Source organism: Neorhizobium sp. USDA 3394 (assembly GCF_056280385.1).
The window spans coordinates 2172989-2189139 of record NZ_JBWCDU010000001.1 but is presented as its reverse complement, the minus strand read 5'-3'; the positions used below and the strand labels follow the sequence as shown (position 1 = coordinate 2189139).

Here is a 16151-nt window from a genome sequence, read left to right as displayed (position 1 = left end):
CGGAGGAATTGACCATGAAACTGAATGAGATCAAGGACAACGAAGGCTCTTCCAAGGACCGTATCCGCGTAGGTCGCGGTATCGGTTCGGGCAAGGGCAAGACCGGTGGTCGCGGCGTGAAGGGTCAGAAGGCCCGTTCCGGCGTCGCGATCAAGGGCTTCGAAGGCGGCCAGATGCCGATCTATCGTCGCCTGCCGAAGCGCGGCTTCACCAACATCTTCAAGACTGACTACGCCGTCGTTTCGCTCGGCCGTATCCAGGCTGCGATTGATGCCAAGAAGCTCGACCCGAAGGCAACGATCGATGCCGCCGCCCTCAAGGCTGCTGGCGTCATCCGTCGTCCGAAGGACGGCGTACGTCTCCTCGCCGACGGCGAGCTGACGGCGAAGGTTTCGATCGAAGTTGCCGGCGCCTCCAAGGCTGCCGTCGAGAAGATCGAAAAGGCCGGCGCTTCGATCAAGCTGCTCGTCGTAGCCGAAGCAGCGGCCGAATAAATCGTTTTGAAATCGCCCGGTTTGTGCTTCACACCGGGCGATTTTATCTCCATATGTGAGCCTCACGATCCCGAAGCGATCCTGTTGGTCGCCTGACCGGGATCATACGGAAAACAGGGTGAGGCATCCGATTGCATTGGCAATCTCGCGCGCCCGGTTTTTTGAACCAGAATTTTTAGACTGCTTTCCGGACCTGGCATTCCCCCCGCCGCCGGAGAATTGGTCAGGCGGAGAATTGCATGGCTTCTGCAGCGGAACAACTTGCCTCCAATCTGAATTTTGCGACTTTCGCAAAAGCGGAGGATCTCAAGAAGCGGCTTTGGTTTACCCTCGCGGCACTTCTCGTGTATCGCCTTGGTACCCATATTCCGCTTCCGGGCTTGAACCCCGAAGCCTATGCGCAGGCCTTCCGCGGCCAGGCCGGTGGCATCCTCGGACTTTTCAACATGTTCTCGGGCGGTGCAGTGGAGCGCATGGCGATCTTCGCGCTCGGCATCATGCCCTATATTTCCGCATCGATCATCGTGCAGCTGATGACCTCGGTCGTCCCCTCGCTTGAAAACCTCAAGAAGGAAGGCGAGGCCGGCCGCAAGATCATCAACCAGTACACCCGTTACGGCACGGTGCTGCTCGGTACGCTGCAGGCGTATGGCATTGCAGCCGGCCTCGAAAGCGGCCAGGGCCTGGTGCTCGATCCGGGTTGGTTCTTCAAGATTTCGACGGTCGTGACGCTGCTCGGCGGCACCATGTTCCTGATGTGGCTTGGTGAGCAGATCACCTCGCGCGGCATCGGTAACGGCATTTCGCTGATCATCTTCGCAGGCATCGCCGCAGGTCTTCCGACCGCGCTGGCCGGCACGTTGGAGCTCGGCCGCACCGGTGCGCTTCCGACTGCACTGATTCTCACGGTTATCGTGGTGGCCATCGGCGTCATCGCGCTCATCGTTTTTGTCGAACGCGCCCAGCGCCGCCTTCTGATCCAGTATCCGAAGCGTCAGGTCGGCAACCGCATGTTCCAGGGCGATACGTCGCACCTGCCGCTGAAGCTCAACACTTCGGGCGTCATTCCGGCCATCTTCGCCTCGTCGCTGCTGCTCCTGCCGGCGACCGCTGCGGGCTTTGCCGGCAATAGCGGTCTGCCGGACTGGGCGACCATGATCATCTCGGCGCTCGGCCACGGCCAGCCGCTGTTCATGCTGCTCTACGGCCTGCTGATTGCCTTCTTCGCCTTCTTCTACACGGCGATCGTCTTCAATCCGAAGGACACCGCCGACAATCTGAAGAAGCATGGCGGCTTCATTCCGGGCATCCGTCCGGGCGAACGCACGGCCGAATACATCGATTACGTGCTGACCCGCATCACGGTCGTCGGCGCGATCTACCTTGTCTTCGTCTGCATCCTGCCGGAATTCCTGGTGGCCCGCAGCGGCGTGCCATTAGCCCTTGGTGGGACTTCGCTTTTGATTGTTGTCAGTGTAACCCTCGATACGGTAGCACAGATTCAGGGGCACCTCATTGCGCAGCAGTATGAGGGTCTGATCAAGAAGTCGAAACTGCGCGGAGGAAAGAGGGGACGATGAGACTGATTCTTTTAGGGCCGCCGGGTGCGGGGAAGGGTACCCAGGCCCAGCGGATCGTGGAGAAGCACGGTATCCCGCAGCTCTCCACGGGCGATATGCTGCGTGCGGCGGTCGCCGCGGAGACGGAAGTTGGCAAGCGCGCCAAGGCCGTCATGGATGCAGGCAACCTCGTCTCCGACGAGATCGTCAATGCGATCGTCTCCGAGCGTATCGACCAGCCCGATTGCGCCAACGGCTTCATCCTCGATGGCTTCCCGCGCACCCTGGTGCAGGCGGATGCCACAGAGGCGATGCTGAAGGCGAAGGGTCTCGATCTTTCCGTCGTCATCGAACTGCGTGTCGACGACAAGGAACTGGTGCGTCGCGTCTCGGGTCGTTATTCCTGCGCCAACTGCGGCACGACCTATCACGACACGGACAAGAAGCCGTCTCAGGAAGGCGTCTGCGACAAGTGCGGTTCGACGCATTTCAAGCGCCGTCCCGACGACAATGCTGAGACCATGACCAAGCGCCTCGAGGTCTACTACAAGGAAACCTCGCCGCTGATCGGTTATTACCACGCCAAGGGCAAGCTCAAGGCTGTCGACGGCATGGCCGACATGGACAAGGTCACGGCCGATATCGAAAATATCCTGGCGGCTCTTTGAGCCGTCATCTATCTGTTAAAGAATCTTGGGCGGAGCGGTTGCATTTAAGCGCTGATTCCGTTAAACACCGCGCCAACTCGCGACAGCTTTAGCGATCGGCGCGGATTTCCCGCAAGGACATCCGAGACCGGTCGTTTTGACCTGTTCCGTATGGTGTTTGAACTGGCGGCCATAGATCTGGCTGCTTTCATGGAAGAAGTACCACTTGCCGGATGGCAACTGGAACAAGGAGAATAGGCGTGGCACGTATCGCTGGCGTCAACATCCCGACTGCGAAGCGCGTTGTCATCGCGCTGACCTACATTCACGGGATCGGCCCGAAATTCGCATCGGAAATCATGGAGAAGGTCGGTCTTCCGGCTGAAAAGCGCGTCCATCAGCTGACGGACTCGGAAATCCTGCAGATCCGCGAAACCATCGACCGCGACTATCAGGTCGAAGGTGACCTTCGTCGCGAAACCGCGATGAACATCAAGCGTTTGATGGACCTCGGCTGCTACCGCGGCCTGCGTCATCGCCGTGGCCTCCCGGTCCGCGGTCAGCGCACGCACACCAATGCCCGCACCCGCAAGGGTCCGGCAAAGGCGATCGCCGGTAAGAAGAAGTAATTTTGGGCGAGCAGTCGTCGGTGGGTGGTGATCTGATCCCGCTCATTGACGATCAATGACTGCTCACTCCAAGGTGGAGCCGCTGGAATTACGGCGGTGCAGAGATCAACGAAAGGGATAAAATGGCCAAGGAAGCCACCCGCGTCCGTAGACGCGAGCGTAAAAATATCACGTCGGGCGTTGCCCACGTCAATTCTACCTTCAACAACACGATGATTACCATCACCGACGCGCAGGGCAATGCGATTGCCTGGTCGTCCGCTGGTGCAAAGGGCTTCAAGGGTTCGCGCAAGTCGACCCCGTTCGCGGCCCAGATCGCTGCCGAAGACTGTGCCAAGAAGGCGCAGGAGCATGGCATGAAGTCGCTGGAAGTCGAAGTCTGCGGCCCGGGTTCCGGCCGTGAATCGGCTCTGCGCGCTCTGCAGGCTGCCGGCTTCATGATCACCTCGATCCGCGACGTGACCCCGATCCCGCACAACGGCTGCCGCCCGCGCAAGAAGCGCCGCGTCTGATCGTCGGAAATTGAAGAGGCTGCCGATCTCGCATCGAGAATTGGGCGGCCTCTGTCTGAGCTCGGGAATAGCCGCCTGACCCTCTGCGGGGGTTCGGCGGCTTTACCCATATCGCCGATGGACATGGTTCCGATCGGTGCCCCTCATGCTCGGTTGTCACGATTGGATGGTGGCAACGAACGGAAGGTATTTAGTGATGATCCAGAAGAACTGGCAGGAACTGATCAAGCCGAACAAGGTGGAATTCTCCTCCTCCGGCCGTACCAAGGTAACCCTGGTTGCCGAACCCCTCGAGCGCGGCTTCGGCCTGACGCTCGGCAACGCGCTTCGTCGCGTGCTTCTGTCGTCTCTGCGCGGTGCGGCTGTGACCGCCGTGCAGATCGATGGCGTATTGCATGAGTTCTCCTCCATCCCGGGCGTCCGGGAAGATGTGACGGACATCGTGCTCAACATCAAGGAAATCGCCATCAAGATGGATGGCGACGACGCAAAGCGCATGGTCGTGCGCAAGCAGGGCCCGGGCTCGGTAACCGCCGGCGACATCCAGACGGTTGGCGATATCGAGATCCTCAATCCGCACCATGTCATCTGCACCCTCGACGAGGGCGCCGAGATCCGTATGGAATTCACGGTCAACAACGGCAAGGGTTACGTCCCGGCCGATCGTAACCGTGCCGAAGATGCTCCGATCGGTCTCATCCCGGTCGACAGCCTCTATTCGCCGGTCAAGAAAGTGTCCTACAAGGTGGAAAACACCCGCGAAGGTCAGGTTCTCGACTACGACAAGCTGACCATGACCATCGAAACCGATGGCTCGGTCACGGGTGAAGACGCCGTTGCCTTCGCCGCTCGCATCCTTCAGGACCAGCTCTCGGTCTTCGTCAACTTCGACGAGCCGCAGAAGGACGTCGAAGAAGAATCGGTTACCGAACTCGCGTTCAACCCGGCGCTTCTCAAGAAGGTGGACGAACTGGAACTGTCTGTCCGTTCGGCCAACTGCCTGAAGAACGACAACATCGTTTACATCGGCGATCTCATCCAGAAGACCGAGGCGGAAATGCTGCGCACTCCGAATTTCGGTCGCAAGTCGCTGAACGAGATCAAGGAAGTTCTGGCATCCATGGGCCTCCATCTGGGTATGGAAGTTCCCGCTTGGCCGCCGGAAAATATCGAAGATCTCGCCAAGCGTTACGAAGACCAGTACTGAAATCAACAAAGGCAGGTTTTGACTGCCTTTCCCCGTCAAACAGCGGGCCTCTGATCGGAAGAGATGAGTGCCCGTATGTGCCAGGAAACGGCAGGCCCTAAGAAGAACTGGGTACCTGCATTAAAGGAGAATAGCCATGCGCCACGGAGTAGCCGGCCGCAAGCTCAATCGTACCGCCAGCCACCGCAAGGCGATGTTCGCCAACATGGCGGCTTCGCTCATCACCCACGAGCAGATCGTCACGACCCTTCCGAAGGCGAAGGAAATCCGTCCGATCGTCGAAAAGCTCGTCACCCTCGGCAAGCGCGGCGACCTGCACGCTCGTCGTCAGGCGATCTCGCAGATCCAGGACCAGGACGCCGTCAAGAAGCTGTTCGACGCAATCGCTTCGCGTTACGCAACCCGCAACGGCGGTTACCTGCGCATCATGAAGGCCGGCTTCCGCCAGGGCGACAACGCTGCCATGGCCGTCATCGAGTTCGTTGAACGCGATGTTGACGCCAAGGGCGCAGCCGACAAGGCTCGTGTTGCCGCTGAAGCAGACGCTGCCGAAGCCGCGTAATTTTCCGCATCGTCGGAATTGAAAAGGCCGGGTGGAGACGCCCGGCTTTTTTGCGTTTCAGGTCAACGATGGTGGCGATCTCGCGATCGATCGTATGGCTTGACTTGCGTCAAGAGCTTCCTCGGCCAAAGCGATAAGGTCTCGGCATTGAGACAAAATCGTGAGGTACGGAAAATGGTTGAACATGTAGTTTTTGAGAATGCGAAAGACGAACTCGTCATTCCCGCTTTGGCCCCTGTCTATGAAAAGCTGGCGCAGCCCATGGCCTGGAGCATATTCCGGCTGGCGGTCGGCGGCATGCTGGTAATCGAAGGATGGCCGAAGATCATTGCACCGTTTGCGCAGGTCGGCTTCGTCGAAAATATCGGAATGTACCCGGGCTGGTTCTGGTCGCCCTTCTTGGCCGCCCTGCAATTCTTCGGCGGCATGTTCATCGCTGCCGGCTTGTTTACACGCCCCGTGGCGCTCGCCAATGGCGTGATGCTGGCCATGACACTCTGGTTCCACTTCACGCATCCCTATGGCGAAGCCTTCCTGACCCCGGCCGGCATCGAGGCGCTGAAGGCCAGCGGTCAGCAGCTGTTCACGCCGCAGGCATTGGTGCGGCTGAAGGATGGCGGTCACATCTTCCTGGAGCAGGTTCAGGGCAAGGCAGAACTGGCATCGCTGTTCTGGACCGGAGGCGCCTTCCTCTACGCCGCCTTCGGAGGAGGTTACCTGTCGCTCGACAGGCTACTGTTCCGCAAGCAGTTCTGAGTGGGTCTAGAAGGCTGCTCAACATGAAAGGAGCCGGACCGATGTGTCCGGCTCTTTGCGTTGAGGGCATGCGTGCGGACAGCGGGATCCGATCCGCCCTCCGGGTCAACCGTTCTGCCTTGCCCTCTGCGAAGCCACGGGTTTTGCTGGCTTGTTGTTGCCGCGTTTCCAGTTCATGAGCGGCCGCCTGACGGCCCGGTAGGCCAGCAACAGCGCAATCAGGCCTATGTGGATGAACGGCACCAGCGTCACCGATTTGACCGCCAGCACGTAGTGAAGCGCCCCGCCGGCGGCGATCAGGTAGATCAGCCTGTGCAGCCTGTTCCAGCCCTGGGCGAGCTTGCGGATCGACCAGTTGTTGGAGGTGACCGCAAGCGGGATCAGCATCAGCAGGCAGGCAAAGCCGATGGTGATATAGGGCCGCTTGGCAATATCGCCGCCGACGGCGCCGAAATCGAAGCGCAGGTCGAGCGACAGATAGACCGAAAAATGTAAGAGCACGTAATAGAAGGCGATCAGCCCAAGCGCCCGGCGATAGCGCACCCAGTTGATCCCGGCGAGATCGCGCAGCGGCGTTATCGCCAGCGTCGCGATGATGAACCGCAGCGCCCAGATTCCGAGTTGATGCTCGAACTCCTTGACCGGATTGAAACCGAGGCCACCGGTCGACCCGAGATAGAAGTACCAGGCGGCGGGAATGAGCCCAACCACATAGAGTGCCCAGACGCTGGCCTTGTGATAGCGGCGGGGCAAGGAAGGGAAGCTCGCCATTCTCAATAGTTCGCCTTCAGGTCGAGGCCTTCATAGAGGCTTGCCACCTGGTCCGCATAACCGTTGAACGGCAGCGTCGGCCGGCGGTTGGCGCCGAAGAAGCCGCCTTCGCCGATCCGCTGTTCCGTCGCCTGGCTCCAGCGCGGATGATCGACCGCCGGATTGACGTTGGAATAGAAGCCGTATTCGCGGGCGTTGGCGTTCTTCCAGGTGGTTTCCGGCTGCTTCTCGACCAGCGAGATCCGGACGATCGACTTGATGCTCTTGAAGCCGTATTTCCACGGCACGACGAGCCGGATCGGTGCGCCGTTGGGGTTCGGCAGCGTCTCGCCGTAAAGGCCGACCGCAAGGATCGCCAGGGGATGGCGCGCTTCGTCGAGACGCAGGCCTTCGATATAGGGCCAGGGCAGGGGCTGGAAGAATCCCTTCTGGCCCGGCATTTCCTCCGGCCGCACGACTGTTTCGAACGAGACGTATTTGGCGCTGCCGAGCGGCTCGACCTGATCGAGGATCGCAGACAGCGGGAACCCGATCCACGGGATCACCATCGACCAGCCTTCGACGCAGCGCATCCGGTAGGTACGCTCCTCGAGGTTCATCTTCATCAGTTCCTCGAGCCGGAAATCCTTCGGCTTGCCGACCATGCCATCGACCTTGACGGACCACGGCGTCGGCTTGAAGTCGCCGGAATTGGCGGCGGGATCGTCCTTGTTGACGCCGAATTCGTAGAAATTGTTATAGGTGGTGACCGCCTCCTTCGGCGTCAGCGTCTCGTCAAGCTTGAAGGCGCTGGGCTTGGCGGATAGCGGTGCGGCAAACGCACTGTCTGCGCCCGCAAAGGCAAGTCCGGCGGCCGCCGCCGCGCCCATAAAATTCCGGCGCGACATGTAGATATCGCGGGGGGTGATTTCGGAAGCCGCGATGTGCGGCGGACGATAGGCGGGCATGTCGAAAATCTCCTCTGCGGCACTAGGTGCCTTCCTGCCCTTATACGTAACGCGGAACCGAAAGGTTTCACAGCCGCGCGAAGATGGCTTCGAACCACGTTTGCGTGAAAAAACCGGAGAGTTGCGGATGGAAATGCATTCGATGGAACCCCATTTCGGGTTCTTCAGTTCTCATCGTAGGGCCATTCGCCCGACAGGAGGAGATTGCAGATGACGGCACGCACCTGGGATGCCGGGCGGGATGAAACAATTGCCGATCGCGCCGAGAGATTGCGGCGCCTGCGCCGCCTTTCGGGCATCGCGCGGCTGATGGACACGGCAATCGGCATTCCCGGCACCCGGATCCGCTTCGGCGCCGATTCCGTCTTCGGCCTCATTCCGCTCGTGGGGGATGCGGGCGGTGCGCTGGTCGGCCTTTACATCGTCAACGAAGCGCGCAAGCTCGGCCTGCCGCCCGCAAAGCTCACCCGGATGCTCGGCAATGTCGCCGCCGATTCCCTGCTCGGCAGCGTGCCGCTGGCGGGCGATGTCTTCGACCTCTTCTTCAAGTCGCACCGCCGCAACGTCAAGATGATCCTCGAGCACTTCGACGTCCATCCTGATGAACTGCGGGACAGGTGAGGGCGCTGGGTCGACGCTCAGATCCAACCGTACCGCTTTGGCCTGTCATGATAGTGACACTCCGGGCGCTTTGCGCTAGGAAAGCCGCAAAACCATGGGCTTTTGCGCGCGTCTCCCGAAAGGGGTAGACTGCGCCGGCCCGAACAAGAGATCGAGGACAACACCATGCCAGCTTACCGCTCGAGAACCACGACCCACGGCCGCAACATGGCAGGCGCGCGCGGGCTTTGGCGCGCGACCGGCATGAAGGACAGCGATTTCGGCAAGCCGATCATTGCGGTGGTCAACTCATTCACCCAGTTCGTGCCCGGCCACGTGCACCTGAAGGACCTCGGTCAGCTTGTCGCCCGCGAGATCGAAGCGGCCGGCGGCGTCGCCAAGGAATTCAACACGATCGCCGTCGACGACGGCATCGCCATGGGCCATGACGGCATGCTCTATTCGCTGCCGTCGCGCGAAATCATTGCCGACTCGGTCGAATACATGGTCAACGCCCACTGCGCCGACGCCATGGTCTGCATCTCCAACTGCGACAAGATCACTCCCGGCATGCTCAACGCAGCAATGCGCCTCAACATCCCGGCGGTCTTCGTCTCGGGCGGCCCGATGGAGGCCGGCAAGGTCGTCCTGAAGGGCAAGACCCATTCCCTCGACCTGGTCGACGCCATGGTCGCCGCCGCCGACGACAAGATGAGCGACGAGGACGTCAAGATCATCGAGCGCTCTGCCTGTCCGACCTGCGGTTCGTGCTCGGGCATGTTCACCGCCAATTCGATGAACTGCCTCACCGAAGCGCTTGGCCTGTCGCTGCCCGGCAACGGCTCGACGCTTGCCACCCATGCGGACCGCAAGCGCTTGTTCGTCGAGGCCGGCCACCTGATCGTCGATCTCGCCCGTCGTCATTACGAGCAGGAAGACTATTCCGTCCTGCCGCGCTCGATCGCCACCAAGCAGGCCTTCGAGAATGCCATGACGCTCGACGTCGCCATGGGCGGCTCGACCAATACCGTCCTGCACATCCTGGCTGCAGCCTATGAAGGCGAGGTCGATTTCAACCTCGATGACATCGATCAGCTCTCGCGCCGCGTCCCATGCCTCTCCAAGGTCGCGCCGGCCAAGGCAGACGTGCATATGGAAGACGTCCACCGCGCCGGCGGCATCATGTCCATCCTTGGCGAACTGGACAAGGGCGGGCTGCTCAACCGCGATTGCTTCACCGTCCATGCCGAAACGCTCGGCGACGCGATCGACCGCTGGGACATCACCCGTACCAACAGCGAGACGGTCCGCAATTTCTTCCGTGCCGCACCGGGCGGTATCCCGACCCAGGTCGCGTTCAGCCAGGATGCCCGGTGGGACGAGCTCGATACCGACCGCGAAAACGGCGTCATCCGCTCGGTCGAACATCCGTTCTCGAAGGACGGCGGCCTGGCGGTCCTCAAGGGCAATATCGCCATCGACGGCTGCATCGTGAAGACGGCCGGCGTCGACGACTCCATCCTGAAGTTCACCGGTCCGGCCCGCGTCTTCGAAAGCCAGGATGCCGCCGTCAAGGCGATCCTCTCCAACGAGATCGTCGCGGGCGACGTCGTGGTCATCATCTACGAAGGCCCGAAGGGCGGGCCCGGCATGCAGGAAATGCTCTATCCGACCAGCTACCTGAAGTCGAAGGGCCTCGGAAAGGCCTGCGCCCTGATCACCGACGGCCGTTTCTCCGGCGGCACCTCCGGCCTGTCGATCGGCCACGCCTCGCCGGAAGCGGCAAACGGCGGCACGATCGGCCTGGTTCGGGAAGGCGACAAGATCGAGATCGACATCCCGAACCGCACGATCAATCTCGCGGTTTCGGACGCGGTCCTCGCGGAGCGCCGTAAAGAGCAGGATGCTTTCGGCTGGAAGCCGTCGCAGCCCCGCAAGCGCAACGTCACGACCGCACTGAAGGCCTACGCCGCGTTTGCTGCGAGTGCCGACAAGGGCGCCGTGCGGATCTTGCCGGAGTGAAGGTTTCACTCCCCGCTTCACGTGTTCGTGGCGGGGGGCGCACCACGTTTTGAGACGACGAGGCTGACGGGCGCATGGTCGCTCGTCTTCGCCTTTTCGCTCAGAAGCGCATTGATCCGCTCATGGATCTCATGTTCTACGAGCCCTGCCTTTGCATGCACGACAAGCGATCCGAGGCCGACGCGGCTCAGTGCTTCCGTGAACGTGATATGGTCGAGCAGTATATTGGGTGAGCGGGCCGGATCCAGCTTGTCCTGAAATTGTGACGTCCAGCGCAAATTCTGCGGGTAATCGAAAAGCGCGTGGTTGAGAAACTTCCGCGCAAAGAAGATGTCGCCCTGCAGGACACCGATCAGATCGTGCAGCAGATACTCCCGCTCGATAAGCTCCTTGCCTGGGCCATCGTTGAGATCCCCGATGACGAAGATGATCGGCGACTCCTCCTGCTCGAAGCGCTTGTCGATATAGTACCGGACATCAGTCGCCTCAGTCGTCAGCTTGATGCGGGCGAGATGGGCATTGGCCATGAACCAGTTCACGTCGGCCCGCGCGTAATAGGCCTTGTCCGTTTCACCGGCTGCCCGCGCCGGCACTTCCATGCCGATATGCTTGCTCTTGAAATGCGCTCCGATGATCTCGACCCGACGTCCTTCCCAGGTCATCACCAGCACCTGCGGGTGGCGATAGTGAGAGTGTTGCTGGCGGATATTGCTTCCGACAGTCTGGCTCGACTTGATTAACTGGGGTGCGGAAAACACCCATTTTCCGTCTGCCTGCGGGCGGAAGGCTACCGAGGCGGTATAGGATTTCCAGACCGTAAGATCGAGCAGGTGAGCCTCCGTCGCTGCAGCCAATTCCGGCTTGACGAGAAACCACATCCACTGTTCGCCCAGGATGTCATAAGCCTTGTCATCTCCGGCAGGATGGACGATGAGCTGGTATTCGGGAAGGTAGGTCCTGCAGAATTCCAGCATCGCATCGGCGCCCCGGATCGCTTCGATCAGGAAAAGCACGTCTGCGTCGATCGCCAATATCTCGCTGCGAAGGGCCTGCAGCTTTGCCTGCGCATCGACCATTGACGGGCGACGGCCGGAAAAGGTCTTCGACTTTTCCTTCGCCTTTCCGGTCACGACACTGAATGAATCGATCAGCCATTCGACATTCCACGATGTGATCTTGAAAGCCTTCATGATGGTCCCCGCGTTTATAGGCGGGTGAACAATATCACGGCAGCATCCTTAGGGTGTGTCTGTTTCGTAAAATCAACGATCCGTTCCGGGAGAATTCACAACTGCTGATCCAAGTTCTTGTAAGCCTCGTCGAGCTGCTTTAGCCGCTCGGTATACGACGCCCGGATGCAGTCGACGTCCTCGCCGCAGGCCTGGCGTTTCTTCAGCCAGGCGCTCTGCTCGTCCTGAAGCTTGCCGCGGTTGCCCATCGCCATGAGGCCGGTGAGGATGTCGAACGTTGTGACCATCTTCACATCCGCATCGTTGAGCGTGCGGGTGTCGCAGATCAGCTTCTCGTCGGCCGCAAGGTTTGCCCTCTCGCAGTCGAAACTCGCCGCGGCCGCAGTTCGGGGCAGGCCCGAGAGCGTCAGGCCGAGAAGGCTGGTCAAGGCGATGGCGGTGGTAAAACGTTTCATGGCTTCACTCCTGATGTCCAGGCGCAACGCCTGGGGATCAGCTCAGTTCCCAGAGGCTCCACAGAGCGAAGACCAGACAGCAGAACCAGATGGACAGGATGAAGGCCAGGCCGGTGCGGCTGGTCGGGCGTTCGGCCCAACGCTCGGCCTTGGAGCGGAACTCGCTCATCAGCGCTGGGGGCACCAGCCTGACCGCCAGCGCGATGCCGAGCGGCACGATCAGCAGATCGTCGAGATAACCGAGAACGGGCACGAAATCGGGAATGAGGTCGATCGGCGACAGCGCATAGGCCGCGACCGCGCCGGCGACCAGCTTGGCATGCCATGGCACGCGGCGATCGCGCGCTGCCAGCCAGAGCGCCAGAACGTCGCGTTTCAGCCGTTTCGCCCAGCCTTTCGCCTTTGCCAACCAGGTCATGTTTTTCTCCGCATCTCGGCCCTATATAGGATGAAAAGCTTGACGGTTTTCGCCATAGTTTCCGTTGTTCCGCCACCTTTCCTTTCTAGCGTCACGCGCTACAAATCGATCCGGATTTTCTCAAATGAGGACTTACATGCTGACCATGCTGAAACGCGTGTCGACCGGCCTTCTCGCTCTTGCTCTTCTGATGCCCGTTACGGCACTTGCCCAGGAGAAGGTGGTGCCGCAGAGCCGTCAGGAAATGCAGCTCTCCTTCTCGCCGCTGGTCAAGCAGACGGCCGGCGCCGTCGTCAACGTTTATGCCGAGCGCGTCGTGCAGCGCCTCAATCCGTTTGCGGGGGACCCCTTCTTCGAGCAGTTCTTCGGCCAGCGCATGCCGAACCGTTCGGAAAAGCAGTCGTCGCTCGGCTCCGGCGTCATCCTGGCGGCAGACGGCCTGGTCGTTACCAACAACCATGTGATCGAAGGTGCCGACGACATCAAGATCGCGCTCGCCGACGGCCGCGAATTCCCTTGCGACGTGGTGCTGAAGGACGCGAGCCTCGACCTCGCCGTGCTGCGCATCAAGTCGAAGGAGCATTTTCCGGTTCTCGCCATCGGTGATTCCGATCGCACCGAAGTGGGCGATCTGGTGCTTGCGATCGGCAACCCGTTCGGCGTCGGCCAGACGGTGACGAGCGGCATCGTCTCGGCACTTGCCCGCAACCAGGTCACGACGGGTGATTTCGGCTTCTTCATCCAGACCGACGCTTCGATCAATCCGGGCAATTCCGGCGGCGCTTTGATGAACATGAACGGCGAGCTGATCGGTATCAACACCGCGATCTTTTCGCGCGGCGGCGGTTCGAACGGCATCGGTTTCGCGATCCCCGCCAATCTCGTGAAAGTCTTCCTCGCCGCCGCTTCCCAGGGCAAGACGAGCTTCGAACGTCCCTTCGTCGGCGCGAGCTTCGACGCCGTCAATTCGGATGTCGCCGAGGCGCTCGGCCTCAAGACCGCCCGCGGCGCGCTGGTGACACGCGTTGTCGAGGGCGGACCGGCGGACAAGGCCGGCCTGAAGCCCGGCGAAGTGGTGACCGCCGTCAACGGCATTTCGGTCGAGCATCCCGATGCTCTCGGTTACCGGCTGACCACTGCCGGTCTCGGCAGGCAGGCGATACTGTCTGTCCAGACCGCCGACGGCCAGCGGCAGGTGAACCTGGCGCTCAACACGGCCCCGGAGACAACGCCGCGTGACGAGCGGCTGATCGAGGGGCGCAATCCGTTTGCCGGCCTTCGGGTTGCCAACCTGTCGCCGAAGCTCGCGACCGAACTGCGCATCCCGGCCGAAAAGACCGGCGTGGTCGTGACCGAGGTGACGCGCAACTCACCTGCTGCCCGCCTCGGTTTCGAGCCGAAGGACATCCTGATCTCCCTGAACGGCACCGCCGTCACCAGCACCAAGGGCATGGAAGCTATGCTCGACGACGATCCGGGCTTCTGGCGTGTCGAGATCGAGCGTGGCGGCCAGCGTATCAGGCAGTTCTTCCGATGAGCGGTGATCTCTTCGCGCCGAAGGTTCCGGAAGAGGTCGCCAACCGGCGGCCGCTTGCCGATCGCCTGCGGCCGAAGTCGCTTGCCGAAGTTACCGGCCAGCCGCACCTGACGGGCGAGGACGGCGCGCTGCGGCGGATGATCGATGGCGGCTCGCTCGGCTCGATGATTTTTTGGGGGCCGCCCGGCACGGGCAAGACCACGGTCGCCAGGCTGCTGTCCGGTGAGGCGGGGCTCGCTTTCGAACAGATCTCGGCAATCTTTTCCGGCGTCGCCGACCTGAAGAAGGTGTTCGAGACGGCGCGCCTGCGCCGCATGGACGGCCGCCAGACGCTGCTCTTCGTCGACGAGATCCATCGCTTCAACCGCGCCCAGCAGGACAGTTTCCTGCCCGTCATGGAGGACGGCACAGTCATCCTGGTCGGCGCTACCACCGAGAACCCGAGTTTCGAGCTCAACGCCGCTCTCCTGTCGCGTGCCAGGGTGCTGACCTTCCGCAGCCACGACGAGGAAAGCCTGAGCGAGCTTCTCACCCGCGCCGAACAGGCCGAAGGCAGGCCGCTGCCGCTCGACGAGGATGCCCGCGCCAGCCTGATCCGCATGGCCGATGGTGATGGCCGGGCGGTGTTGACGCTTGCCGAAGAGGTCTGGCGCGCCGCAAGGGAAGGGGAGGTCTTCGATACGACGGGCCTTACCCAGATCGTCCAGCGCCGCGCCCCGGTCTACGACAAGGCGCAGGACGGCCACTACAATCTGATCTCGGCGCTCCACAAGTCGGTGCGCGGCTCGGATCCGGATGCGGCGCTCTATTATCTGGCGCGGATGTTCGATGCCGGCGAGGACCCGCTCTATCTTGGCCGCCGGCTGGTGCGCATGGCGGTCGAGGATATCGGCCTTGCGGATCCGCAGGCGCTGGTCGTCTGCAATGCCGCCAAGGATGCCTATGACTATCTCGGTTCCCCGGAAGGTGAGCTGGCATTCGCTCAGGCCTGCGTCTATCTGGCGACCGCGCCGAAATCCAATGCGGTCTATACCGCCTTCAAGGCTGCAACCCGCGCCGCCAAGGAAAACGGTTCGCTTCTGCCGCCCAAGCACATCCTCAATGCTCCGACCAAGCTGATGAAGGGCGAGGGGTATGGCGACGGTTATCGCTACGACCACGACGAGCCGGACGCTTTTTCAGGCCAGGATTATTTTCCGGAAAAGATGGGCCGGCAGACGTTCTACGACCCGCCGGAGCGCGGTTTCGAGCGTGACATCCGCAAGCGGCTCGATTGGTGGGCCAAGCTTCGCAAGGAACGCAACCCGAAGTGAACCTCTTCTGAAACCGGTCAGGAGGCCTGTTTCTGGGCCACGACGTTGGCCGGCGCGCCGATCAGCCTGACGGAGGATTCCGCCAGCCCGTGATGACCTTCCATGTCGACGATCACGTGCCAGTGGCCTGCCTCCGGGATCACCAGGCGAATGGGGGACCGCTTGGCGATGCCGCCGACATATTTGAAATCGAGAAGTTCGGTAAAGCGCTGGAAATTGGCGGCGTTCATCAGGCGCACGTTGTTGACCGCATTCAACGTCACCTCGATCGTCGTCCCCGCGCGCTGCGGTTTCAGATCGTAGTGGGTAAAGCGGAAATTCGGTACGGCCATTCCTGCCTCATTGATGCCAGCATAGAAGTTCATCAATCTTAACGATATGTCGTTAACGAATGGTGGAACATTACTGCCACTTATGTGTTTAGTTTCCTGAATACAGCTTCAGCCGGCACAATCCCCATGCCGCGCCGAAGACAATCAGGCGGCTTTTCGTCCCCTGCAGCCGCCGTACAAGAATAATATTTTGACCTCCA

General features: G+C 61.1%; 18 protein-coding genes. 12 read left to right on the top strand and 6 right to left on the bottom strand.

What is annotated here, in order from left to right; translation table 11 throughout:
• Positions 1-14 precede the first annotated feature (14 nt).
• From rplO to ACZ9EJ_RS10450, 8 genes are all read left to right on the top strand, one after another.
• The gene (rplO, locus tag ACZ9EJ_RS10485; RefSeq protein WP_046635339.1) at positions 15-494 is read left to right on the top strand and encodes a 50S ribosomal protein L15; all 480 of its coding nucleotides are present in this window, start codon (positions 15-17) and stop codon (positions 492-494) included.
• A gap of 239 nt (positions 495-733) precedes the next feature.
• On the top strand, positions 734-2074 hold the full coding sequence (gene secY / locus ACZ9EJ_RS10480) for a preprotein translocase subunit SecY (RefSeq protein ID WP_037084710.1): 1341 nt from the start codon (positions 734-736) through the stop codon (positions 2072-2074).
• A complete protein-coding gene (locus ACZ9EJ_RS10475) occupies positions 2071-2721 on the top strand; it encodes an adenylate kinase (protein ID WP_046635338.1) in 651 nt (216 codons plus the stop codon). The genes secY and ACZ9EJ_RS10475 overlap by 4 nt, the downstream gene beginning before the upstream one ends.
• Positions 2722-2960: 239 nt before the next feature.
• The gene (gene rpsM, locus ACZ9EJ_RS10470) at positions 2961-3329 is read left to right on the top strand and encodes a 30S ribosomal protein S13 (protein WP_037084707.1); all 369 of its coding nucleotides are present in this window, start codon (positions 2961-2963) and stop codon (positions 3327-3329) included.
• 122 nt (positions 3330-3451) lie between these two features.
• Entirely contained in the window at positions 3452-3841 is a 390-nt protein-coding gene (gene rpsK / locus ACZ9EJ_RS10465) for a 30S ribosomal protein S11 (protein WP_007766864.1), read from the top strand.
• A gap of 196 nt (positions 3842-4037) precedes the next feature.
• Positions 4038-5048 (top strand): DNA-directed RNA polymerase subunit alpha, encoded by a 1011-nt coding sequence (locus ACZ9EJ_RS10460; protein ID WP_007766867.1) that lies wholly within the window; start codon positions 4038-4040, stop codon positions 5046-5048.
• Between the two features lie 136 nt (positions 5049-5184).
• The gene (rplQ, locus tag ACZ9EJ_RS10455) at positions 5185-5610 is read left to right on the top strand and encodes a 50S ribosomal protein L17 (protein ID WP_007766870.1); all 426 of its coding nucleotides are present in this window, start codon (positions 5185-5187) and stop codon (positions 5608-5610) included.
• Positions 5611-5784: 174 nt separating this feature from the next.
• The gene (locus tag ACZ9EJ_RS10450; protein WP_046635336.1) at positions 5785-6366 is read left to right on the top strand and encodes a DoxX family protein; all 582 of its coding nucleotides are present in this window, start codon (positions 5785-5787) and stop codon (positions 6364-6366) included.
• 105 nt (positions 6367-6471) lie between these two features.
• Here ACZ9EJ_RS10450 and msrQ read toward each other — a convergent pair whose 3' ends face one another.
• Both msrQ and msrP read right to left on the bottom strand, forming a co-directional pair.
• Positions 6472-7137 (bottom strand): protein-methionine-sulfoxide reductase heme-binding subunit MsrQ, encoded by a 666-nt coding sequence (msrQ, locus tag ACZ9EJ_RS10445; protein ID WP_046640760.1) that lies wholly within the window; start codon positions 7135-7137, stop codon positions 6472-6474.
• A gap of 2 nt (positions 7138-7139) precedes the next feature.
• Positions 7140-8084, bottom strand: coding sequence for a protein-methionine-sulfoxide reductase catalytic subunit MsrP (gene msrP, locus ACZ9EJ_RS10440; protein WP_046640759.1), 945 nt, complete (start codon positions 8082-8084; stop codon positions 7140-7142).
• Between the two features lie 210 nt (positions 8085-8294).
• On the opposite strand from msrP, the gene ACZ9EJ_RS10435 reads away from it, so the two are divergent.
• Positions 8295-8705, top strand: coding sequence for a DUF4112 domain-containing protein (locus ACZ9EJ_RS10435; RefSeq protein ID WP_046640758.1), 411 nt, complete (start codon positions 8295-8297; stop codon positions 8703-8705).
• Between the two features lie 165 nt (positions 8706-8870).
• Positions 8871-10706: a dihydroxy-acid dehydratase gene (gene ilvD / locus ACZ9EJ_RS10430; protein WP_046640757.1), complete on the top strand. Its 1836-nt coding sequence runs from the start codon at positions 8871-8873 to the stop codon at positions 10704-10706.
• Positions 10707-10723: 17 nt separating this feature from the next.
• Here ilvD and ACZ9EJ_RS10425 read toward each other — a convergent pair whose 3' ends face one another.
• The 3 genes from ACZ9EJ_RS10425 to ACZ9EJ_RS10415 form a co-directional block, all read right to left on the bottom strand.
• Complete coding sequence (locus tag ACZ9EJ_RS10425) at positions 10724-11896, bottom strand: endonuclease/exonuclease/phosphatase family protein (RefSeq protein ID WP_046635331.1); 1173 nt, start codon at positions 11894-11896, stop codon at positions 10724-10726.
• A 95-nt stretch (positions 11897-11991) separates the two neighbouring features.
• Positions 11992-12351 (bottom strand): lysozyme inhibitor LprI family protein, encoded by a 360-nt coding sequence (locus ACZ9EJ_RS10420; RefSeq protein ID WP_046640756.1) that lies wholly within the window; start codon positions 12349-12351, stop codon positions 11992-11994.
• A 37-nt stretch (positions 12352-12388) separates the two neighbouring features.
• A complete protein-coding gene (locus ACZ9EJ_RS10415) occupies positions 12389-12769 on the bottom strand; it encodes a YkvA family protein (protein WP_046635329.1) in 381 nt (126 codons plus the stop codon).
• A 136-nt stretch (positions 12770-12905) separates the two neighbouring features.
• On the opposite strand from ACZ9EJ_RS10415, the gene ACZ9EJ_RS10410 reads away from it, so the two are divergent.
• Together ACZ9EJ_RS10410 and ACZ9EJ_RS10405 are read left to right on the top strand one after the other, a co-directional pair.
• Positions 12906-14306 (top strand): DegQ family serine endoprotease, encoded by a 1401-nt coding sequence (locus ACZ9EJ_RS10410; protein ID WP_046640755.1) that lies wholly within the window; start codon positions 12906-12908, stop codon positions 14304-14306.
• A complete protein-coding gene (locus ACZ9EJ_RS10405; RefSeq protein WP_046640754.1) occupies positions 14303-15619 on the top strand; it encodes a replication-associated recombination protein A in 1317 nt (438 codons plus the stop codon). The genes ACZ9EJ_RS10410 and ACZ9EJ_RS10405 overlap by 4 nt, the downstream gene beginning before the upstream one ends.
• Before the next feature lie 17 nt (positions 15620-15636).
• On the opposite strand, the gene ACZ9EJ_RS10400 is transcribed toward ACZ9EJ_RS10405, so the two are convergent.
• Positions 15637-15951 carry a DUF1883 domain-containing protein gene (locus ACZ9EJ_RS10400; protein ID WP_037084690.1) on the bottom strand — a complete coding sequence of 105 codons (315 nt, stop codon included), beginning with the start codon at positions 15949-15951 and terminating at the stop codon, positions 15637-15639.
• Positions 15952-16151: the final 200 nt, after the last annotated feature.